Consider the following 20531-nt stretch of genomic DNA (forward strand, 5'->3'; position numbering starts at 1 on the left):
CGGACCGGGAACCGGGCGCATGACGCAGAATCCGGGCTCCAGCTGCCACGCCGCCGCCTCTCCAATGCCCATTCCCAAGACCTCCGACCTGTGCGACGCCTGCGCCGACGCGCAGGCCTGCGCGCTGCCGCTGCGCGGCTACGGAGCGCACCGGGCGTTCGCCGGCGCGATCCGCACCATCCGCTGCCACGAGGACATCGCGCTGATGCGCGACCTGGTCGGCCAGCCGGGCCACGGCCAGGTGCTGGTGATCGACGGCGGCGGCTCGCTGGCGCGGGCGCTGTTCGGCGACGTGATGGCGGCGCTGGCCGTGCGCAACGGCTGGGCCGGGCTGGTGGTCAACGGCGCGATCCGCGACTGCGTGGAGATCGATGCCATGCCGCTGGGCGTCAAGGCGCTGGGCACGGTGCCCCGGCGCGGCGAGCGCAGCGGCGCCGGCGAGGTGGACGTGCCGGTGCAGTTCGGCGGCATCACCTTCACGCCGGGGCGGCGGCTGGTGGCGGACGAGGACGGCGTCGTCGTGCTGCCGCACGGGCTGACCGAAGCCGACATCGCGGTCGACGAGGCCGTCGCGGCCACCGCCTCCTACGCGGCCGGCGCCGGCCGGCCGGGATGAACGGCGCGCCGATCGTCGGCCTTCGCCTACATTCCCCCCTTCCCTTCGCTGAGGGGCCCGCGCGCCCCGGGGGCCTACAGTGGGCCCCCAGCACCACCATGGAATCCTGAATCAATGGCTTCGCCGGTCAAACGCCTCCTGCTCGTCGCGCTGCTCGCAGCCGGACTGGGCTTCGCCATCCTGAGCTATTACGACGCGCCCCTGAACGACCAGGACACGACCATCGGCAGCGCGCCCCAGGCCGCCGCGCCTGCGCCTGCTGCCTCCGGTGCGTCGGCGGCACGCTCGCCCGACGACCAGGTCGCCTCCGCCTCGGTTCCTGCGGGCACCGAGACCGTCGCCGGTCCCGGCGTCGAGGTGGCGCCCCCGGCCGAGGAAGGTCCGCTGCTGCCGTTCCTTGAGCGCGAATCCTTCGGCCACCGCGCCGGGCTGCACAAGACCAAGTCCGACGTCAACCTCAGCGCCAGCGCCGCCCTGGTGATCGACCAGGAATCGGGCAAGGTGCTGCTGGACAAGAACGTGCAGTCGGTGCTGCCGATCGCCTCGCTGACCAAGCTGATGACCGGGCTGGTGATCGCCGAAGCCAACCTGCCGATGGACCAGCCGATCACGATCACCGACGACGACGTGGACAGCGAACGGCACAGCCGCTCGCGCCTGCGCGTGGGCACCACGCTCACCCGCACCGAAGCGCTGCAGCTGGCGCTGATGTCCAGCGAGAACCGCGCCGCCCATGCGCTGGGACGCACCTATCCGGCCGGGCTGCAGGCCTTCGTGCAGGCGATGAACCGCAAGGCCCAGGCGCTGGGCATGAAGAGCACGACCTACGTCGACCCGACCGGGCTGGCCACCGGCAACCAGTCCAGCGCGCACGACCTGGCGCTGCTGGCGGCGGCGGCGGCCAAGCACCAGCTGCTGGCCGACTACACCACCACGGCGCAACACATGCTGCCGCTGGCCAGGGGACGTACGCTGGTCTACAACAATTCGAACCGGCTGGTGAAGAGCCCCAACTGGGACATCCTGCTGCAAAAGACCGGCTACATCGTCGAGGCCGGCTGGTGCATGTTGCTGGACACGCAGATCGGCGGCCACAAGCTGTTCGTGGTGCTGCTCGATGCCGGCGGCGCCGCCAGCCGGATCGGCGATGCCGAACGGATCAGGCACTGGGCCGCGGCACAGTTCGGGGTTCCGGCCCGCAACGTGGCGCCGCCGGCCCAGCCCAAGGGCCCCAGGATCGAGAAGCATTTCAAGGGCCATCGGAGCTAGCCCCTTTGCGCGCGTCGCGCGCTGTTCCTATACTTGCTGATGGACACCAGCCCCATTCCATCGCTGCCCATCGCTTCCGAGGCGGGGCGCTCGCTGCTGCTGGCGGCGCACCACAGCACCCAGCGGATGATGGAGCAGCGAGCGCCGCTGAGCGAGATCCTGTCGGTGCTGGCGTCCGCCGGCGAGGCCTTCTCCGAGGGGCGCACGGTCTGCTCCGTGCTGCTGCTGGACCAGGAGGGCCTGCTGCGCAACGGCGCCTCGCCCAACCTGCCGGCCGACTACCTGCATGCCATCGACCGCCTCAAGCCCGATCCGGCGGTCGGCACCTGCGCCGCGGCAGCCGCCACCGGCGAGCCGGTGATGACGCCCAACTTCTACAACGACGACCGCTGGTCCGAACTGCGCCACTGGCCGCTGGTGCTGGGCTTCTTCGGCGCGTGGAGCATGCCGATCAAGGCCGCCGACGGCCGCGTGCTGGGGACCTTCGGCACCTATTTTCGGGAGCACCGCCTGCCCACCGACGATGAGCGGACCGCGGTCGGCTTCCTGGCCGGCATTGCCTCGAGCGCGATCGTCGCCGCGTCTACCGCGCAGACCTGAGCCGGCGGGAGTCGCCTCCCTGGCCTATCCCCTGTCGTGGCGCCTGCAGGCAGCGTCCCAGGTCATCGAGCGCATGCACCTCGTCCGGAAGGCGAAAACCGCAGTCCAGCTGCAGCCCGGCGTTGCAAGGGCCGCGGCGTCCCGGGCGGCCCAGCGAGAGAGCGTCAGCCGGCCCGCCCATCCATCCTGGCAGCGCGTTTCGCCGCAGGGCGATCTGCCAGCCGCTTGAGCCAGGCGTCGATTCGATCGTTGCCTGGAGCCATCTGTGGATCCCACCCGAAGGGGCCGGACATGAGGACATCGGCGGCGGTGATGGCGTCTCCCATCAGGAAGGAGCCCGCTGACAGCGCTGCGTCGACCCGACCGACAACGCGGCTGTGATCCCGCAGTGTCATCGGGTCCAGACTTGCTGCGTAAAGCAGGCGGGTGTTGTAGATCGGGTCTGCTTCACCAGCGAAGAATGCAAGCCATGTCAGATAGGAGGCTCGTTCGGCCGCGCCGATCGACCGCCCCAGCCCGGCTGCCGGGAAGGCATCGGTCAGATACAGGGCGATCGCCATCTGCTCGGTGACAAGCTGGCCGTCGTGCACCAGGGCAGGCACGCGCTTCTCGGGATGAACGTTCTTCGGATCGGGCGAACCGTTTCCGCTCCGCCTCTTGATGTCGCAATAGACGATGCTGTAGTCAACGCCGAGCTCTTCAAGCAGCCAGACAAATGTCGACGACCTTGAACCTGGGGAGTGGTAGAGAGTGATCATGGTGTCCGTCAGTGGTGCGGTGGTTGGACGCGGGGAAGTCGGCGTGGGGAGAGTCTCGCGTGGAACGTACCCGCGGTCCATGGGCGGGTGGAGCTCGCCGCCAGGATGCCCTGTTGACTGCCCTGTCAGGCATCGCGGCGCGCCTGCATCATTTGGTTTGCTTGCTCCCGCGCCTCAGCAGCCTTTGCACCCGCCGGCCGCGAATGCTGGCCATGCCCTGCGCGTAGCGGCTGCGAGGACGGACAGGGCTTGCGGGTCGACCGGCATCGCGGGCGGCTACAGCTCGTGCGCGTAGACGATGAAGCCTTGGTGCCGCGCCAACTGGTCGTAGAGCAGCCGGGCGGCGGCGTTCGATTGCTGGGTCTGCCAGTACACCCGCCGGATGCCCGCCGCCGCAGCCTCGCGGTAGACCGCCTCGATCAGCGCGCGGCCCACGCCCTGGCCCCTGGCCTCGGGCGCGGTGAACAGGTCCTGCAGGTAGCAAGTCGGTTCGATGCGCGTGGTGCTGCGATGGTGCAGGTAGTGGGCCAGCCCGACCACCCTGCCCTGCGCCTGCGCCACCAGCGCGAACACCGGCTCGGCGGGGTCGAAGAACCGGCGCCACGTCGCGCTCGTGATGGCCGGATCGAGGGCGGTCGCTCCATCGCGCCCGTAGAAGGCGTTGTAGCCGTCCCAGAGCGGCAGCCAGGCCGCACGGTCGGACTGCTCGACGGGACGGATGATGGCGGGTGCGGTGGGGTTCATGGCCTCGCGCCTGGGAAAGTCCAGGGCGGCTCACTCGCGGGCATCGTCGAGCGCGTGCGAGCTGTTGGTCGCGCCGCTGGCGTTGCGCCGGCGGCGCTGGAAGCCCAGCGCGGCCAGCCAGCACAGGCCGGCGGCCACGGCGCCGACGGCGGCACCGGCAGCCAGCGAGACCGGCAGCAGCGACTTGCCCCAGACGCAGCCTTCGGAGATGGGCTGCCGGCATTTCCAGGCGATCTCGCCAAGGGGCACGCCCAGGGCCAGCATCAGGAAGACGGCCAGCGAGAACAGCAGCGCCGCACGCCGCGTGCGCAGGAACGCGCACACGACCATGCAGCCAACCAGAAAGGCAAGCAGTGCCGCGGGGATCATCGCCGCGCCATCGCCCGCCCGGCCTCAGGCGGTGGCGAGTTGCTTGGCTGCCGGCAGGCCCATGCGGTCCAGCGCCTGCGCCAGTTGCGCCACGGTGCGGTCCACGTGGTGCCACTTCTCCAGCCCGAACAGGCCGACCCGGAAGGTCATGAAGTCGGCCCCTTCGTCGCACTGCAGCGGCACGCCGGCGGCCGTTTGCAGGCCCTCGGCCAGGAACTTGCGGCTGGACTGGATCTCGGGATCGGTGGTGTAGCTGACGACGACGCCGGGTGCCTTGAAGCCCTCGGCCGCCACGCTGGCCAGGCCGCGCGATTCGAACAGCGCACGCACCTTGCGGCCCAGGTCTTCCTGTTCGGCCTTCACCTTGGCGAAGCCGTAGGCCTGCGTTTCCTTCATCACGCCGGCCAGCCGCGTCAGTGCGTCGGTGGGCAACGTGGCGTGGTACGCATGGCCGCCGCCTTCGTAGGTTTCCATGATCTGCAGCCACTTCTTCAGGTCGCAGGCGAAGCTGGAGCTGGTGGTGCCGTCGATCGCCTTGCGGGCGTTCTCGCCGAGCATCACCATCGCGCAGCACGGCGAGCTGCTCCAGCCCTTCTGCGGCGCGGAGATCAGCACGTCGACGCCGGTGGCCTTCATGTCCACCCACATCGCGCCCGATGCGATGCAATCGAGCACGAACAGGCCGCCCACCTCATGCACGGCGTCGGCCACGGCCTTCAGGTAGCTGTCCGGCAGGATCATGCCGGCCGCCGTTTCCACGTGCGGGGCGAACACGACCGCGGGCTTGTGCTCGCGGATGGCAGCCTGCACCTCGGCGATCGGCGCCGGGATCCAGGGCGCCTGCGGCCCGCTGCCAACCTTGCGCGCCTTCAGCACGGTGGACGACTTCGGGATCTGGCCCATGTCGAAGATCTGGGTCCAGCGGTAGCTGAACCAGCCGTTGCGGATCACCAGCACGTCCTTGCCGCCGGCGAACTGGCGGGCCACCGCCTCCATCCCGAAGGTGCCGCTACCGGGCACCAGGGCCACGGAATGCGCCTTGTACGCGTCCTTCAGGATCGCGGAGATGTCCTTCATCACGCCCTGGAAGCTGCGCGACATGTGGTTGAGGGCACGGTCGGTGTAGACCACCGAAAATTCAAGCAGGCCGTCGGGATCGACGTTGGGCAGCAGTCCAGGCATGGTTGTTCGCTCGGTAACGGGAAGGGGCCGTCACCTTAGCACGGCTGCCTGACGGGCGCCCGAGCGGGCGCGCGTGCCCCCAGAGGGGCACGGGAAGCTCAGGCAAACGGGCGGGGAGCGGGCGCGATCAGCCGGTCCACCAGCTTGCGCAGTTCGGCCGGCAGCGACGCCGGTTTCTGCCGCAGCGCGCTGGTTGCGGGGCAATCGCGGCCCTGGCGGCAGCGCTGGTTGCAGGGGTGACAGGTGCTGTTGGACATGGCGGCCTCCCGTTTCGGATGAATCAACGATAGGCAGGACCGGCAAGCGTTGCCGTAGGACGGCGCCACCGCGGCTCCGCTAGGATGCCGCATGGACGACTACACCTTTTCCGACAACAAGGCAGGCCAGCGCTACGAGCTGATGCAGGACGGCGCGCTGGCCGCCCACGCCGACTACCAGCTGGAGGACGGCGCCGTCGTCCTCACCCACACCAACGTGCTCCCCGGCAACGAGGGCAAGGGCGTCGGTTCCAGGCTCGCCAGGCTGGTGCTGCAGGACCTGCGCCAGCGCGGCGTGAAGATCGTGCCGCAGTGCGAGTTCATGGCCGGCTACATCGCCAAGCACCCGGCCGCCTAACCGCCCGCCGGCGGGCGCGGCTGCAGCTGGAACGTCAGGCTGCCCCAGAAGCTGTCCCAGTCCACCTCGGTCGAATCGGTGGCCGCCACCATGTGGACCGCATTGAGCATCCAGCGGCCGGTGAAGGGCAGCGTGAATGCAAAGCGGCCGCTGCCGTCGGTGGTCGCGCGGATGGTGGTGGTCTGGCCGCCCTGTTTGTGCCAGGCCTTGACCAGCACCCCCGGTCGCGGCCGGCCCTCGAAGCGCAGCTGGAAGTGCAGCGTGTCGCCGGCGTGGGCGGCCAGCGGATCGTCCAGCGGCAAGATCTCCATGCGCTGGCCGGTGACCGCGGTGGCGGCGCCGTCGCCCTGCCCGCCCACCTGGAGCAGCGCCTTGGCACTGCGCCGGAAGCGCTCGCGGCCGGGCGTGGCCGCGGTGCCCGCCGCCTCGCGCTGCCGGATGACCCAGTCCATGCCCTCGTCGTGCAGGTACGCATGGAACTTGTCGGCCGCCAGCACCACCTGGCTGGGATGGCTCTCGTAGGCCAGCACGTGGCTGCCCGGCTGCGCGAACGACAGCCGCAGCGCCGGCACCATTGAACCGGTGGGCACCCTGGCGTCCAGGTCCTCGTCGCGGCCGGCCGACAGCGCATGCAGCGAGACGACGTGCGCCGTCGTGATGCCCACCAGCTCGCCGGTGTAGAACTCGCCGACCCGCGCCGTCATCAGCACCGGGGCACCGACCGCCGGCGCCGGCGGGCTGGCCTCGATCCAGAACTCGTGCGCGTTCGCAGACAGGCACGCCGCCCAGGCGACCAGCACCAGGGCGGCGCGTCGCAGCAGGCCGCAGCTCACAGGCCTTGCCGCTCCATCACAGGCTGGTTTCGGTGCTGTCGTCGGCCGGCAGCACGGCGTCGCCGACCAGCAGCGGCTCCGCCGTGTCGCTGGGCGCGTTCACCTGCGCGTTGACGAAAACCAGCAGGCCGGCCGGGTCGGCGGTGGCGGTGCCCGGGATGTCGGTGCTGGCCACCGGCGCTGCCGGCGCCGGCGCGTCGCCGCCGCCGCCGCAGGCCGTGAGCACCAGCGCCGCGGCGCCCAGCAATGCGATTGCATGCAGTTTCTTCATGGGGGACTCCTTCTGCGATCAGGGAAAGGCGGTGCCGCCGGCGGCAGCGGGATTGGAATTGCCCGGCAGCGGCGCCGTCAGGTACGGGAAGGATTGGCCGAAGTTGGCCGCCGTCTTGCGCACACCGTCGGTCAACGGCAGCCCGCCGGCCGGCGCGTCGGACGGCTTGCAGCCCACCTGCAGCGAATCGGTCGGCCCGGTCAGCACGCACAGCGCGCCCATCGCCACCCGCAGCGACAGGTCGACCACGTCGTCGGCCGGCCGCCGGCCGTTCGGGAAGCCCGCCAGGTCGCCGCCGGCGACGCCCAGCGGATTCTGCGCAGCAGCCGCGGTGGCCGCCGTGGTGGTGTTGAGACGCAGCATCTCGGCCGGCACCACCGACTTGGGCTGGTTCACGCCGGCGATGCCCTTGAGGAACACCGTCAGCAGGTCGGTGCGCGGGAAGTTGGTCGGCGCCTTGGCGCTGGGGAACAGCGACTCCACCAGCGCCGGCAACACCGGGTTGGTCACGTAGTCGGCGAACTTGGCGGCATCGTCCTTCGGACGCGAGGCGTTGAACTTGTCCTTGTCCTCCAGGCCGATGACCACCTCGTTGACCAGGGGCATGCCCAGGCGCGAGACCTGCGCCCACGCGCCGCCTTCGCGGCTGGCGTTGCCCAGGCCGGTGGCCGGCGCGCCGTTGACGACGCGCGCCTGCCGCACGCTGGCGGTGGTGAAGGCGCCGATCACCGGCTCGCCGGCGGCGGTGATGCAGCCGATCGGAAGTTCCAGCGCCAGCGTGCTGACGTTCTTGCCTTCCAGGTCGTTGTTGTTGCCGCCGCTCTCCGGGCCCAGCGGATTGAGGTTGAACAGGTCGAAGATCTTGCCGACGGCGATGTAGAACGGCTCCTTGCGCTGGCCGACGAACACCTTGCCGGGCGTGCTGCAGCCCGGGATGGCCAGGCTGTAGATGTGCTGGTTGGCGTAGGCCGCGTAGCCGCCGGGGAAGGACTTCTCGCCGATGTTGTCGACCGGCTTGTCGAAGACGGCCGAGCCGCCGGCGGCATTGGTGCCGGCGCTGCGGGCGCCGCCGCGGCGGCTGCCGCGCACCACGTTGACGGTATAGGTCTCGCGCACGTTCAGCGACGCCGGGTTGATGCCGCTGATCGGGCCGCTGGCGATCAGCGGAATCTTCACCGGCTTGCCGCCGACGTTAAGCGCGGTGGACTTGGAGCTGTTCTTGAACTGGAACTGGAAGGTGATGTCTTCCACCCCGTCGCCGTTGTTGTCGATGTGGATCTCGTACAGCGCGTTGGGGTCGAACTGGTTGAAGTTCGGGCCGCCCTGCGGATCCTGGAACGGGATGTAGTTGGCCAGGATGGTGACGAAGTCCTGGCGGCCGGGCTCGTAGCTGCGGAACATGTACAGGTCGGTGCCGTCCACCTTGGGCTGGCTGGCGATGTACGGGCCCTCGCGGTGGCTGGATGCCAGGCTGGCCGTCGTGCCGCAGGCGGCGGCGATGGCCAGGACGGCGAGGTTCAGTCGGGATGCGCGCATGGAGGTCTCCTTGGTGGTGTGGTGCGGGAAAGGACACGCCCAACCAGTACGGGCGTTTCGCGGCGCCGGATGTGCGCGCTGCAATGCCCCACGAAATCACTGCGCCTTGCCGGCGCCCTGAATCCGTCCGGCCGGCGGCTGCGTATTCCCAGGCGCGCGTTGCGCATTCGATCCCATCCATCCAACCCAGGACCCGCCATGAACAAACTCCTCGCCCTGCTGCTCGCCAGCCTGTTCGCCACCGCATCGTTCGCCGCATCCCACATGGGCGCAGCGCCGATGACCAGCGCCGCCAACCCGAACCCGACCGAAGCCATGAAGGCCGGCGACGCCAAGGCCGAAGCCGCCGCCCAGGCCAAGGTCGATGCCAGGATGAAGATCGGCGACAAGACCGCGATGCAGCCCGAAGCCATGAAGGCCGGCGACGCCAAGGCGCAAGCCAACGCCGAAATGAAGAAGGCCAAGAAGGTCGCCAAGAAGAAGAACTCGACCGACGAACAGATGAAGAAGGACGCCGCCAAGCTCTGAGGCCTGGCGCCAGGCAGAACTGCGGCTGCGCCCGCTAGCCGTGGCGTCAAGGTGTCGCCAAGACACCAGCTCGCCTGACTCAAGCCCCTCTTGCAGCCGCAACGAGGGGCTTGCTTCGGCTTGGCTGCCGGGATTCAGTCGCTCAATGGAACCAGACGAAGTAGGCGCCGACGGCGCAAGCCCAGCACAGGCCCAGACCTGCCCAGACGAGGTGCTTGAACCGGCTGGAGCTCGCGAAGATGCCCAGGATGTACAGGGCGCCCGCGACCCAAACCAGCAACACCCCCTCGGCGCGTTCAGCCGGCCGGCGCGCCGGCGGCCGGCTCGAAGAAGCTGCTGGCCGTGCGCAGGAAGCACACGCAGCCTTCGTCCGTGCGCACCTCCTCGTGCTGCATGCCGCTGCGGCCCACGTGGAAATCCCCGGCGCGCAGCAGCAGCGTCGGTCCGATCCACAGCGAGCCTTCCAGGATCACGGTCTCCTCGTCGATCGGGTGGCCGTGCGCGGGAAAGGACGCGCCCGGCGCCAGCCGCACCATGCAGGAGGTGGCGCCGCCACGCTCCCACAGCAGCTTGCGCTCGACGCCCGGCGCCAGCAGCTGCCACTGGCCGGCGTCGGCGCGCACCGTCGCATGCGGCTGCGCCGGCTGCCGCGCGACCTCCTCCATCACCCGGGCGCGCACGCGCGCGATCGTGCCGGCGACGTCGAATGCCGGCGCGCTCATGGCCTGGCTCCGCCCAGAACAGCGCGCAGCTTGTGCTGCGAGCGCGTCATCAGGGTCTTGACGCTGCCCAGCGGCAGGCCGGTCAGCGACGCGATCTCCGCCTGGCTGCAGTCGCGGAAGTACGCCATGCCCAGCACCAGCTGCTCCTTGGCCGATAGCGCGCCCAGCGAGGTCTGCAGCAGCAGGGCGCGCTCGGCGGCGGCCAGCAGCTGTTCGGGCCCGACCTCGTGGGATTCTTCTTCCGCCGCGCCCTCCGGCGCGTCGGCCAGGCCGCCGTGGCTGCGCCGTTCGCAGCGCAGCTTGTCCAGGGCCCGGCTGCGGGCGATGGTGGCCAGCCACGCGAGCGGCTGGCCGCGGCTGTCGTCGTAACCCGCGATGCTGCGCCACACCTGCAGGTAGACCTCCGAGAGCACGTCTTCGGCGTGGGCGTCGCCGGCGATCCGGCGCACCCGCGCCAGCAGCCAGCCGGCCGTGCTGTCGTACAGCGCCTCGAAGGCGGCGACGTCGCCGCGCGCCGCCGCTGCGATCATCACGCGCAGGGCCCGGTTGCGCTCCTCCAGCGCGGCATCGCCGCGCAGGGAACGCAGCGGCGGCTCCTGGCCGGGAAGAGGCGTCGGCTTGTCGGCGTCGTCGAAATCCATGGTCACCCGATCTGCATGCTGCTGGCGGGTCCGCACGGGCCCTGCTGGAGTGTGGTTGCCCTTGGGACCTGCGGCCTGTAGGAGAGCGCGCCGACATGCACCGTGGGCCACGCATGGCGCGCGGTCACATCCGGCGGGCGCAATCGCGCTATCCTGCGCGTCGATCCACTGGAGTTCAGCATGCGACACCGTCCCCTGGGCCGTACCGGCCTGTTCGTTTCCGAGCTCTGCCTCGGCACCATGACCTTCGGCGGCAGCGAGGGCATGTGGGCCAAGATCGGCGAGCTGCAGCAGTCCGAGGCCGAGCGCCTGGTCGGCCAGGCGGTCGACGCCGGCATCAATTTCATCGACACCGCCGACGTCTACGCCGGCGGCGCCTCCGAGCAGATCACCGGCCAGGCGCTGCGCAACCTGAAGATCGCGCGCGAGAGCGTGGTGGTCGCCAGCAAGGTGTTCGGCGAAACCGGCAGCGGCCCGAACGCGCGCGGCCTCACCCGCAGCCACATCCTGGACGGCGTGAAGGCCAGCCTGAAGCGGCTGCAGCTCGATCACATCGACCTGTACCAGGTGCACGGCTTCGACCCGGCCACGCCGATGGAAGAGACGCTGCGCGCGCTCGACCAGCTGGTGCGGCACGGCCACGTGCGCTACATCGGCGTGTCCAACTGGGCGGCCTGGCAGATCGCCAAGGCGCTGGGGATTTCCGAGCGGCTCGGGCTGGCGCGCTTCGAATCGCTGCAGGCCTACTACACGGTGGCCGGCCGCGACCTGGAGCGCGAGCTGGTCCCGATGCTGCGCAGCGAAGGCGTCGGCCTGATGGTGTGGAGCCCGCTGGCCGGCGGTTTGCTCAGCGGCAAGTACGGCCGCGAGCAGCAGGCCGAGGCCGGCAGCCGCCGCCTGGCCTTCGACTTCCCGCCGGTGGACAAGGAGCGCGCCTGGGACGTGATCGACGCGATGCGGCCGATCGCGGCGGCGCGCGGCGTCTCGGTGGCGCAGGTGGCGCTGGCCTGGCTGCTGCACCAGCCGCAGGTCACCAGCGTGATCGTCGGCGCCAAGCGGCCGCAGCAGCTGGCGGACAACATCGCGGCTGCCGGCGTGCGGCTGGGCGCCGACGAGCTTGCGCAGATCGACCAGGCCAGCCGGCTGCCGCCCGAATACCCGGGCTGGATGTTCGAGCGCCAGGGCGAATACCGGCGCAAGCAGCTCGCGCCCGATTAAGGCTGCGACAGCCAGGCGTCGGCCGCCGCCGGCAAGGTGAACACGCGCAGCAGGATGCCCTGCTGGTTGGCCACCTGTTCGCTGGTGCCGGTGCGCCTGTGCTCCGGCACCAGCGAGGCCATGCGTTCGAGGTGCGAGAGGCTGGCCCGGGCCCGCTCGCCGATCGAGAATTGGTCCGTGAAGCGGAACTGCTCGGTGACGCCGCGCAGGTCCACCAGCAGCCGGGTCGCTCCGACCCGCCTGGTCTCGGCCGCCAGCGCGTCGATCGCGCCGAAGAAATCCTGCAGCGTGGCAGCGCCGGTGCAGGTCGCAACGAGGTACTGCGGCGCGGAGCGGAAACTCAGTGCGACGGGCATGCACGCATCTTACGGCCGGCGCAGCGGGCGCTGCTACCATTGGCCGATGGCATTCGCGCCCTCCGCCCTCGCCTCCCATCGCAGCACCCGGCTGGCCCGGGCGGCGCTGCTGTGGCTGGCGCTGGCGATCGCGCTGGCGCAGCTGGTGGCGGTCCGCCACGTCTACACCCACAGCATCGGCGACAACACCACGCAGTCCGGCGGCAAGCACCGCGGCGGCGTGGCCCATTGCGAGGGTTGCGTCGCCGCGGTGGCGCTGGGCGGCGCCGCGCCGCCGCCCGCCGCCCTGCTGTTCGCCGCGCTGGAACAGCACACGCCCCAGCCGCTGGCCTTCGCCGACCATCCGGTCGCGCCGCAGCAGCGGCCCTACGCCATCCGCGCTCCTCCCGCCATCGCCAGCTGAAGCCGTCTTTCGTTGCGTCCTGCCACTGCCCGTGGCGGCCGCTGGTTTCATTGGCATGTCCTTGGAGACAACGATGCCCAGGATTCTTTCCGCGAGCCTGTTGCTCGCGCTGGCCGTTCCACTGGCCGCCCAGGCCGACACCGCCGCCGACATCGCGGCACTGCGCCAGGAGATCGACGCCATCCGCAGCAGCTACGAACAGCGGCTGCAGGCGCTGGAGCGCAAGCTCCAGGCCGCGCAGGCGCAGCAGGCGGCGCCTGCTGCCAATGTGGCCGCCGTGGCGCCGCCTGCGGCACCGGCGCCCGGCGGCGGCGCCAACGCCTTCAATCCGGCGCTGTCGCTGATCCTGTCCGGCACCTACGGCCGCACCACGCGCGACCCCGCCAGCTATTCGGTGACCGGCTTCCCGCTGCCGGCCGGCGCCGACATCGCGCCCTCGCGCGGCTTCAGCCTGGCGGAAAGCGAACTGGGCCTGAGCGCCAGCATCGACCCCTGGCTGCGCGGCCAGGCCTCGCTGTCCTTCCATCCGGACAACACCGTGTCGGTGGAGGAGGCATTCGTGCAGACCACCTCGCTGGGCCAGGGCCTGAGCCTGAAGGCCGGCCGCTTCCTGTCCGGGATCGGCTATCTCAACGAGCAGCACTCCCACACCTGGGACTTCGCCGACGCGCCGCTGGCCTACCAGGTGTTCCTGGGCACGCAGTTCGCCGATGACGGCCTGCAACTGCGCTGGCTGGCGCCGACCGACCTGTTCCTGGAAGCGGGCGCCGAGGTCGGCCGCGGCCGGGGCTTTCCCGGCAGCGACAGCAGCCGCAACGGGGCCGGCGCGGGCGCGCTGTTCGCGCACGCGGGCGGCGACGTCGGCGACAGCCACAGCTGGCGCGCCGGACTGTCGCTGCTGCAGGCCCGGCCGGCGAACCAGACGCTGCTGACCACCGGCGCCTTCGGCGGCACCGCCACCGGCGTGTACAGCGGCCGCGCCCGCGTGCTGGTGGCCGACGGCGTGTGGAAATGGGCGCCCAACGGCAACGCGACGCGCACCAACCTCAAGCTGCAGGGCGAGTACCTGCGCAGCACGCGCGACGACCGGGCGGCGCAGTCCGGCTGGTACCTGCAGGCCGCCTACCAGTTCATGCCGCGCTGGCGCGCCGGCGTGCGCACCGAGCGGCTCGATTCCGCCAGCGTGCCCGACCCCGACCTGCTGGCCGCTGCGGTCTACCTGCCGCGCAAGGATTCGCTGATGCTGGAATTCAATCCCAGCGAGTTCTCGCGCCTGCGCCTGCAGCTGGCGCGGGACCGCTCGCGCGCCGGCCTGCCGGACAACCAGTTGTTGCTTCAATACCAGATGAGCCTGGGCGCCCATGGCGCGCACGGCTTCTAGGAGAACCCACCCATGACAAGACTCAAGACCCTCGCGGCGCTGGCGGCCCTGCCGCTGGCCATGCTCTCGCTGCCGGCCGACGCGGCCCTCAAGGTGTTCGCCTGCGAGCCCGAATGGGCGGCGCTGGCCCAGGAACTGGGAGGCAACCTGGTGGACGCCACCTCGGCGACCAGCGCGCTGCAGGACCCGCACCAGATCCAGGCCAAGCCCAGCCTGATCGCGCGGGTGCGCAACGCCGACCTGGTGGTGTGCACCGGCGCCGAACTGGAGGTCGGCTGGCTGCCGCCGCTGCTGCAGCAAAGCGGCAATGCCAAGGTGCAGGCCGGCCAGCCGGGCAACTTCGTGGCATCGGACCTGGTGCGCAAGCTCGAAGTGCCGGGCCAGGTAGACCGCTCGCAGGGCGACGTCCATGCGGCGGGCAATCCGCACATCCAGACCGACCCGCGCAACATCGCCGCCGTCGCCACCGGCCTGGGCGCGCGGCTGCAGCAGCTCGATCCGGCCAACGCCGCGCAATATGCCAAGCGCCAGGCCGATTTCAGCCAACGCTGGACCCAGGCGATGGCCCGCTGGAACGCGCAGGCCGCGCCGCTCAAGGGCGCCGCGGTGGCCTCGCAGCACAAGGGCTTCGCCTACCTGTACGACTGGCTGGGCCTGAAGGAGGTGGCGGTGCTGGAGCCCAAGCCCGGCGTCGAGCCGACCGTGTCCCACCTGCAGGAGGTGCTGGCCACGCTGAAGGCGCAGCCGGCCCGGATGGTGATCCACGCGGCCTACCAGGACCCGCGCGCCTCCGAGTGGCTCAGCAAGAACGCCGGCATCCCGGTGGTGAACATCCCCTTCACCGTCGGCGGCAGCGCCGGCGCCAAGGACCTGTTCGGCCTGTTCGACGACACCGTGGCCCGGCTGACCGCCGCCGCGGCCGCCAAATGAACGGGGGCGCGATCGACATCGGGATCCTGCTGCCGGCCTTCCTGGCCGGCCTGCTGGTGCTCGTCACCCACGTGCCGCTGGGCAGCCAGGTGCTGCAGCGCGGCATCGTGTTCATCGACCTGGCGATCGCGCAGATCGCCGGCCTGGGCGTGATCTGCGCCGACGCGGTCGGCCTGCCGCAGGGCGGGGTCGCGGTGCAGCTGGCGGCGGTCGGCGCCGCGCTGCTGGGCGCCATGCTGCTGACGTGGATGGAACGGCGCATGCCGCGCGAGCAGGAAGCGCTGATCGGCGTGCTGTTCATCCTGGCGGCCTGCGCCGGCATCCTGGTGCTGGCCGGCAACCCGCACGGCGGCGAGCACCTCAAGGACCTGCTGGTCGGCCAGATCCTGTGGGTCAACAGCGCGCAGCTGCTGTGGCTGGCGGGCCTGACGGCGCTGCTGGCGCTGGCGCTGTGGCTCGGCTGGGTGGAGCGGCTGGGCCGCTACGGCTTCTACGCCGTGTTCGCGCTGGCCGTCACCGCCTCGGTGCAGCTGGTGGGCGTCTACCTGGTGTTCTCCAGCCTGATCATCCCGGCGCTGGCCACCCGCGACATGGAAGGCAAACAGCGCCTCGCCGCGGGGTACGCGGTGGGCGCTGCCGGTTATGCCCTGGGGCTGGTGCTGTCGGCGCTGCTGGACCTGCCTTCGGGCGCCGTCATCGTCTGGACGCTGGCAGCCTGCGGGCTGGTGCCGCCGCTGCTGCGTCGCCGTCGCTGAGGCTTACTGCACCTTGCTCGGGGCCACCCAGGTGAATCCGAGCTGGGTGATGCCGTCGATCACCTTCTGGAAATCGGCGAAGCCCGGCAGGTTCAGCGCCGGCTCCAGCCAGAACGGGTGGAAGAAGAAGGAGGCGAAGCCGTCGCGCACCGTCAGCGCATATTGCGCGTTGCCGTAGATGTCGGCCGGCGTGTAGTTGTAGTTGGAGGTGGGATCGATCGTGTGGATGTCGTATTCGATGTTGCCCAGGCTTTCCGGGATCACGCGCTGGCCGTAGTAGTCCTTCTTGATCACGTACGGGAAGATCTGGCCCATCGCGAAGTCCTTGCTGGTGGCGGCGTTGAAGTTCGGCTTGTCGGCGGTGTAGTAGACGACCCGCTGGTAGGTGGTCTTGAACACCATCGGCACCGCCTTGGAGCTGAGCGCGGAGCCCTGGTAGTGCGGCGTCTCCCACGCCACCGGCTGGTAGCCGGCCATCGCCAGTTCGCCGGCGCCGGCGATCAGGCGGCCCAGCGCCCAGGCAGTCGAATCTTCTGCCACCGGGGTGTTGGCCACGATGTTCCAGAACTCGTAGTCGTCGCCGCTGACGTCGGTATGCGGGTTGTTCATCTTGCCGTACTGGTGGGTGTAGCCGTGCATGACGATCTCGCCGCCGCGCGCCCTGGCGTAGTTCAGCGAGGTCTTCAGGTCGGTGGCCTGCGAGAGCGGGATCGACTGCGGCACGCCGTCGTTGTACTTGCCGAACGCATCGACGTAATGGGGGATCACGGCGATCGAGAACGGGATCTTGCGGCTGGACAGGTAGTCCGACAGCTTCTTCATCGCGTCGACGCTCACCATCGCGCCCACGTCTTCCAGCCGCACCAGCGCCTGGTGGCTTTCCGGATGGTTCACGCCCAGCATGTCGTGCAGCAGGTCGGCCAGCACCAGGTAGCGGTCGCGCGGCCCGATGTAGCTGAACGGCATGTCGGCGACGTACCAGAAGTTGCCCGAGCGGGTGACGTAGGGCAGCTGCTGGCCGGTCTTGGAGTTGGTGATGGTGACCAGCGACTGGGCCTGCGCCGGCGTCGTGATGGTGACGCTGCCCAGGTCGGGGTCGGCCTTGACGGCGTTGGCGGCCGCGTCGTAGGCGTAGTACTTGACGAACGGCATGTTCTTGTACGTCACCGTGTCGTAGAAGCCCGGCGCCGGGTTGGCGGCCGAGGGCGCCGCGTTCAGGCCGACCACGCCGCCGCTGGTGAAGCCCTTGTTGACCGCGAAGTTGTAGCTCGCGTCCCAGGCCAGCTGCCAGATGTTGTACTTGAACCAGACCAGCGTCTTGGTCGTGGCCGCGGCGTCGGCCAGGAAGGCCTTGGGCAGCGGATTGTCGTAATAGCCGCCCAGGTAGAAGGTGGCGTCGTACGAGGCCATCTTGCCGGCGGTGTAGGTCTGCACCGGAACCATGTCCACCTGCGCGTCGAAGTGGCCCAGCAGGTTGCGCAGCATGATGGCGTAGCCGAAGTCCAGTTTCTCGAACTCGGTGCCGGCCGGCGCGTCGTACAGCACCAGTGTCTTGGGCACCGCGCCGGCGGGCAGCTTCGCGGCGGGCGCGGCGGCTGCCGGCGCCGCGGCGCGGCTGCCCTGGGCCCTGGCCACGGCGGCCAGCGCGGCCTGCAGCGCGGCCTGCGCCTTGGCGGCAAGGGCGGCCACCGCGGCGGGGGGCGCAGACGGTGCCGCCGGCACTTCGGGCACCCGGTGGTCGTCCTTCTGCGCCTTCTTTTCCTTGTCGTTCTTCCCGTTGCCGGGCCCGGCGCTGGCTGGCGCGGCGATGGCCAGGCTCAGGGCCAGGGTCAATGCATGGACTAGAAACTTCACGGGCGGGCTCCCTTTCTGATGGATGTAACGCGATTGCCTTGTTTGGCTTCGGTTGTTTCGAAAACCTGCGCTAATTTAGATTTGGTAACGTTTGCGCTCCGTGGCGTGAACACCCGACCGCGGGTAGGAGACCGCTGACGAGGCGCGAACGCCATTGGATGAGGCAGCCGGACTACAGCCCGCGGCGCCGCAAGCGGTTAGCGTGGGCCGATGCAACGTGTCCTGCGCCTGAGCCTGCTGTCGATCGCCCTCCTGCTGGCCCTGGCCGCCGCCGCCCTGCTGCTGGCGTGGATGAAGTTCGTGCCCGACGACGCAGAGGTAGCGCGCCAGGTGGCGGCGCAAGCCGGGCAGCGCCTGGGCACCACGGTGCGGATCGGTTCGGCCCACCTGCGCCTGTGGCCGCAACCGACGCTCGTGATCGAGGACGCCAGCACCTCGCAGCCGCAGCCGATCACCATCAAGCGGCTGGTGGCGCAGGCGCGGCTCATGCCGCTGCTGCACGGCCGGCTGCAGCTCGATGACGTGCTGGTCGACGGCGCGGTGCTGCCCCAGCTGTCGCTGCGCGCGCTGCACGCCGCCCCGGCGCCGGCCGCCAGCGCGCCCGGCGCGCTGCAGGTGGAGCGGCTCGATTTCCGCGACGTGGTCTGGATCACGCGGCACGGCCTGCCGCTGGAGTTCAGCGGCAATGCGCGCTTCGGCCCGGACTGGCAGCTGCGCGACGCCGAGGTGCTGCGGCCCGGCGTGCAGCCGGCGGCGCGGCTGCTGCTGACGCCACAGGGCGAGCACCGCTGGAAAGTGGAGCTGCAGGTCGGCGGCGGCAGCGCCAACGGCGAGGTGGCCCTCAGGACCGGCCCCGATGGCGCGATGGCGCTCAGCGGCCGGCTGGTGCCGCGCGACATCGACGTCGCGCCGGCGCTGGCCGGCTTCAAGCGCCACTCGGCGCTGCAGGGCAAGGCTTCCGGCCAGACCACGCTGTCGGCCAGCGGCAGCAGCGTCGGCGAGCTGGCGCGCTCGCTGCACACGCGCACCCTGTTCACGGTGGCGTCGCCGACGCTGCTGCACATCGACGTCGACAAGGCGATCCGCAGCTTCGGCCAGGACCGCAGCGGCCAGACCGCGCTGCTGGCGCTGGCCGGCCAGATGGACACGCAGAACGGCGCCGACGGCATGGTGGTCCAGTACTCCGGGCTGCAGGCCCGGGGCCAGACCTTCAGCGCCAGCGGCCACGGCACCATCGCCAACCGCCGGATCGAGGGCGAGCTGACGGTGGACCTCGCCGGCGGACTGGTGGGCATTCCGCTGCGGGTCTCCGGCCCGCTGTCGAAACCGCAGGTGAACGTGCCGGCCCGCGCAGTTGCCGGTGCCGCCGCCGGCGCCGCCATCGGCACCGTGGTGCTGCCCGGCATCGGCACCGCGATCGGCGCCGGCGTCGGCGCCGCCGTGGGCAAGCTGTTCGGCGGCGGACCGGGCAAGCCGGCGCCGGCGCGCTGACCGGCCGCTGACAAGGCGGCTGCGCGGCACAATCGGGGCAATGCTGTTCCCTGTCCGGCCCGAGGATTCCATTGGCTGCGCGTGACAGGCTGCTGCCGCTGGTGGTCGCCTGCCCGCTGTTCCTGCAGAACGTGGACACCTCCGCGATCGCGACCGCGCTGCCGGCGATCGCGCAATCGCTGCAGGTGCAACCGCTGCACCTGAACCTGGCGATCACTTCCTACCTGCTGAGCCTGGCGGTGTTCCTGCCATTGAGCGGCTGGTGCGCCAGCCGCTTCGGCGCTCGGCGGGTGTTCTGCGCCGCCATCGCCTTCTTCGCGCTCGGCTCGGCGCTGTGCGGGCTGGCCACCTCGCTGCCCTGGCTGGTGGCGTTCCGCGTGCTGCAGGGCTTCGGCGGCGCGATGATGGTGCCGGTGGGGCGGCTGATCCTGCTGCGCAGCGTGCCGGCCGCCGGCATGGTCGCGGCGATGGTGTGGTTCACCGTGCCGCCGACGGTCGGCCGCATGATCGGCCCGCTGGTGGGCGGCGCGATCGTCACCTGGACCTCGTGGCGCTGGATCTTCCTGCTGAACATCCCGTTCGGCCTGGTCGGCATCCTGCTGGCCTGGCGCCTGATCAGTCCCGAGGTGGACGAGGAGCTGCGCGAGCCGTTCGACGCGCCGGGCTTCCTGCTGCTGGCGCTGGGCCTGACCGGGCTGCTGGGCGCGCTGGAGATGACCGGCAAGGGACTGGTCGGCGCGCCGGCGATCGGCGCGGCGGCCGCCGTCGGCACGGTGGCGATGCTGCTGTACGTGCGGCGCAGCGCCCGGATGGCGGCGCCGATGGTGAACCTGGGCGTGCTGCGCTTTCGCACCTACTTCACCTCCATCGTCGGCGGCAGCCCGGTGCGGATCGCGATCGGCGCCACGCCCTTCCTGCTGCCGCTGATGTTCCAGCTCGGGTTCGGGCTGTCGCCGCTCGACTCGGGCCTGCTGACCGTGGCGACCGCGCTCGGCTCGCTGGCCACCCGCGGCGTGATGGGCCATGCGATCCGCCGCTTCGGCTTCCGGCCGCTGCTGATTGCCGCCACTGCGGTGTCGGGCACCGTCTACATGAGCTACGGCCTGTTCACGCCGGCGACGCCGCATGCGCTGATGTTCTGCACGATGCTGCTGGGCGGGCTGGTGACCTCGATGGCGATGGTCTCGCTGCAGACCCTGGGCTTCTCCGAAATCCCCAAGCCGCTGCTCAGTCATGCGACCACGCTGTCCACCATGACCCAGCAGGTGACGCTCACCTTCGGCGTGGTGCTGGGCGCCGCGCTGGTCAACGCCACCGCCGTCATGCATGGCGGCAGTTCCGCGCACCTCACGGCCCAGGACTTCCCGCCGGCCTTCTTCGTGGTCGGGCTCACCACGCTGCTGTCGCTGTTCTTCTTCGCCCGGCTGGCGCCGGAGCATGGTGAGGACATGCGGTAAGT

The 20531-nt window shown here is 70.5% G+C and carries 24 protein-coding genes; 12 read left to right on the top strand and 12 right to left on the bottom strand.

What is annotated here, in order from left to right; all coding sequences use genetic code 11:
- Positions 1 to 19: 19 nt before the first annotated feature.
- From rraA to ACFPOE_RS04720, 3 genes are all read left to right on the top strand, one after another.
- Positions 20 to 616, top strand: a complete 597-nt coding sequence (gene rraA / locus ACFPOE_RS04710; protein ID WP_376848860.1) for a ribonuclease E activity regulator RraA — start codon at positions 20 to 22, stop codon at positions 614 to 616.
- A gap of 114 nt (positions 617 to 730) precedes the next feature.
- The gene (locus ACFPOE_RS04715) at positions 731 to 1885 is read left to right on the top strand and encodes a serine hydrolase (protein WP_376848861.1); all 1155 of its coding nucleotides are present in this window, start codon (positions 731 to 733) and stop codon (positions 1883 to 1885) included.
- Between the two features lie 39 nt (positions 1886 to 1924).
- Entirely contained in the window at positions 1925 to 2485 is a 561-nt protein-coding gene (locus ACFPOE_RS04720) for a GAF domain-containing protein (RefSeq protein ID WP_376848862.1), read from the top strand.
- 164 nt (positions 2486 to 2649) lie between these two features.
- On the opposite strand, the gene ACFPOE_RS04725 is transcribed toward ACFPOE_RS04720, so the two are convergent.
- The 5 genes from ACFPOE_RS04725 to ACFPOE_RS04745 form a co-directional block, all read right to left on the bottom strand.
- Positions 2650 to 3243, bottom strand: coding sequence for a glutathione S-transferase family protein (locus ACFPOE_RS04725; RefSeq protein ID WP_376848863.1), 594 nt, complete (start codon positions 3241 to 3243; stop codon positions 2650 to 2652).
- A 276-nt stretch (positions 3244 to 3519) separates the two neighbouring features.
- Positions 3520 to 3987, bottom strand: a complete 468-nt coding sequence (locus ACFPOE_RS04730; protein ID WP_376848864.1) for a GNAT family N-acetyltransferase — start codon at positions 3985 to 3987, stop codon at positions 3520 to 3522.
- Between the two features lie 30 nt (positions 3988 to 4017).
- On the bottom strand, positions 4018 to 4356 hold the full coding sequence (locus ACFPOE_RS04735; RefSeq protein ID WP_376848865.1) for a hypothetical protein: 339 nt from the start codon (positions 4354 to 4356) through the stop codon (positions 4018 to 4020).
- Between the two features lie 24 nt (positions 4357 to 4380).
- Positions 4381 to 5538, bottom strand: a complete 1158-nt coding sequence (locus tag ACFPOE_RS04740) for an aminotransferase class V-fold PLP-dependent enzyme (protein WP_376848866.1) — start codon at positions 5536 to 5538, stop codon at positions 4381 to 4383.
- A gap of 98 nt (positions 5539 to 5636) precedes the next feature.
- A complete protein-coding gene (locus tag ACFPOE_RS04745; RefSeq protein WP_376848867.1) occupies positions 5637 to 5795 on the bottom strand; it encodes a hypothetical protein in 159 nt (52 codons plus the stop codon).
- A gap of 91 nt (positions 5796 to 5886) precedes the next feature.
- Here ACFPOE_RS04745 and ACFPOE_RS04750 point away from each other — a divergent pair, with 91 nt between their 5' ends.
- Entirely contained in the window at positions 5887 to 6153 is a 267-nt protein-coding gene (locus ACFPOE_RS04750; protein ID WP_376848868.1) for a GNAT family N-acetyltransferase, read from the top strand.
- Here the strand turns inward: ACFPOE_RS04750 and ACFPOE_RS04755 are convergent.
- From ACFPOE_RS04755 to ACFPOE_RS04765, 3 genes are read right to left on the bottom strand one after another with little or no spacing between them, the layout of a single operon-like run.
- A complete protein-coding gene (locus tag ACFPOE_RS04755) occupies positions 6150 to 6986 on the bottom strand; it encodes a DUF4198 domain-containing protein (protein ID WP_376848869.1) in 837 nt (278 codons plus the stop codon). The genes ACFPOE_RS04750 and ACFPOE_RS04755 overlap by 4 nt on opposite strands.
- Positions 6987 to 7002: 16 nt before the next feature.
- Positions 7003 to 7257 carry a hypothetical protein gene (locus ACFPOE_RS04760; RefSeq protein WP_376848870.1) on the bottom strand — a complete coding sequence of 85 codons (255 nt, stop codon included), beginning with the start codon at positions 7255 to 7257 and terminating at the stop codon, positions 7003 to 7005.
- An 18-nt stretch (positions 7258 to 7275) separates the two neighbouring features.
- On the bottom strand, positions 7276 to 8793 hold the full coding sequence (locus ACFPOE_RS04765) for a DUF4331 domain-containing protein (RefSeq protein WP_376848871.1): 1518 nt from the start codon (positions 8791 to 8793) through the stop codon (positions 7276 to 7278).
- A 198-nt stretch (positions 8794 to 8991) separates the two neighbouring features.
- Between ACFPOE_RS04765 and ACFPOE_RS04770 the strand changes: the two genes are divergently transcribed.
- A complete protein-coding gene (locus tag ACFPOE_RS04770) occupies positions 8992 to 9321 on the top strand; it encodes a hypothetical protein (RefSeq protein WP_376848872.1) in 330 nt (109 codons plus the stop codon).
- Between the two features lie 296 nt (positions 9322 to 9617).
- On the opposite strand, the gene ACFPOE_RS04775 is transcribed toward ACFPOE_RS04770, so the two are convergent.
- Complete coding sequence (locus ACFPOE_RS04775; RefSeq protein WP_376848873.1) at positions 9618 to 10043, bottom strand: cupin domain-containing protein; 426 nt, start codon at positions 10041 to 10043, stop codon at positions 9618 to 9620.
- On the bottom strand, positions 10040 to 10684 hold the full coding sequence (locus ACFPOE_RS04780; protein WP_376848874.1) for an RNA polymerase sigma factor: 645 nt from the start codon (positions 10682 to 10684) through the stop codon (positions 10040 to 10042). The genes ACFPOE_RS04775 and ACFPOE_RS04780 overlap by 4 nt, the downstream gene beginning before the upstream one ends.
- Positions 10685 to 10864: 180 nt before the next feature.
- Here ACFPOE_RS04780 and ACFPOE_RS04785 point away from each other — a divergent pair, with 180 nt between their 5' ends.
- Positions 10865 to 11902: an aldo/keto reductase gene (locus ACFPOE_RS04785; RefSeq protein WP_376848875.1), complete on the top strand. Its 1038-nt coding sequence runs from the start codon at positions 10865 to 10867 to the stop codon at positions 11900 to 11902.
- Here the strand turns inward: ACFPOE_RS04785 and ACFPOE_RS04790 are convergent.
- On the bottom strand, positions 11899 to 12258 hold the full coding sequence (locus ACFPOE_RS04790) for a hypothetical protein (protein ID WP_376848876.1): 360 nt from the start codon (positions 12256 to 12258) through the stop codon (positions 11899 to 11901). The genes ACFPOE_RS04785 and ACFPOE_RS04790 overlap by 4 nt on opposite strands.
- A gap of 46 nt (positions 12259 to 12304) precedes the next feature.
- On the opposite strand from ACFPOE_RS04790, the gene ACFPOE_RS04795 reads away from it, so the two are divergent.
- From ACFPOE_RS04795 to ACFPOE_RS04810, 4 genes are all read left to right on the top strand, one after another.
- Complete coding sequence (locus ACFPOE_RS04795; protein ID WP_376848877.1) at positions 12305 to 12661, top strand: hypothetical protein; 357 nt, start codon at positions 12305 to 12307, stop codon at positions 12659 to 12661.
- Positions 12662 to 12734: 73 nt separating this feature from the next.
- Entirely contained in the window at positions 12735 to 14042 is a 1308-nt protein-coding gene (locus ACFPOE_RS04800; protein WP_376848878.1) for a hypothetical protein, read from the top strand.
- Positions 14043 to 14054: 12 nt separating this feature from the next.
- Complete coding sequence (locus ACFPOE_RS04805; protein WP_376848879.1) at positions 14055 to 14972, top strand: metal ABC transporter substrate-binding protein; 918 nt, start codon at positions 14055 to 14057, stop codon at positions 14970 to 14972.
- A complete protein-coding gene (locus ACFPOE_RS04810; RefSeq protein ID WP_376848880.1) occupies positions 14969 to 15727 on the top strand; it encodes a metal ABC transporter permease in 759 nt (252 codons plus the stop codon). The genes ACFPOE_RS04805 and ACFPOE_RS04810 overlap by 4 nt, the downstream gene beginning before the upstream one ends.
- 3 nt (positions 15728 to 15730) lie before the next feature.
- On the opposite strand, the gene ACFPOE_RS04815 is transcribed toward ACFPOE_RS04810, so the two are convergent.
- A complete protein-coding gene (locus tag ACFPOE_RS04815; protein WP_376848971.1) occupies positions 15731 to 17371 on the bottom strand; it encodes a DUF2334 domain-containing protein in 1641 nt (546 codons plus the stop codon).
- A gap of 420 nt (positions 17372 to 17791) precedes the next feature.
- On the opposite strand from ACFPOE_RS04815, the gene ACFPOE_RS04820 reads away from it, so the two are divergent.
- Entirely contained in the window at positions 17792 to 19072 is a 1281-nt protein-coding gene (locus tag ACFPOE_RS04820) for an AsmA family protein (RefSeq protein ID WP_376848881.1), read from the top strand.
- 71 nt (positions 19073 to 19143) lie between these two features.
- Complete coding sequence (locus tag ACFPOE_RS04825) at positions 19144 to 20529, top strand: MFS transporter (RefSeq protein ID WP_376848882.1); 1386 nt, start codon at positions 19144 to 19146, stop codon at positions 20527 to 20529.
- Positions 20530 to 20531 lie beyond the last annotated feature (2 nt).

Origin of the sequence: Caenimonas terrae (genome assembly GCF_042655405.1) — a bacterium.
Taxonomy (GTDB): domain Bacteria; phylum Pseudomonadota; class Gammaproteobacteria; order Burkholderiales; family Burkholderiaceae_C; genus Ramlibacter; species Ramlibacter terrae_A.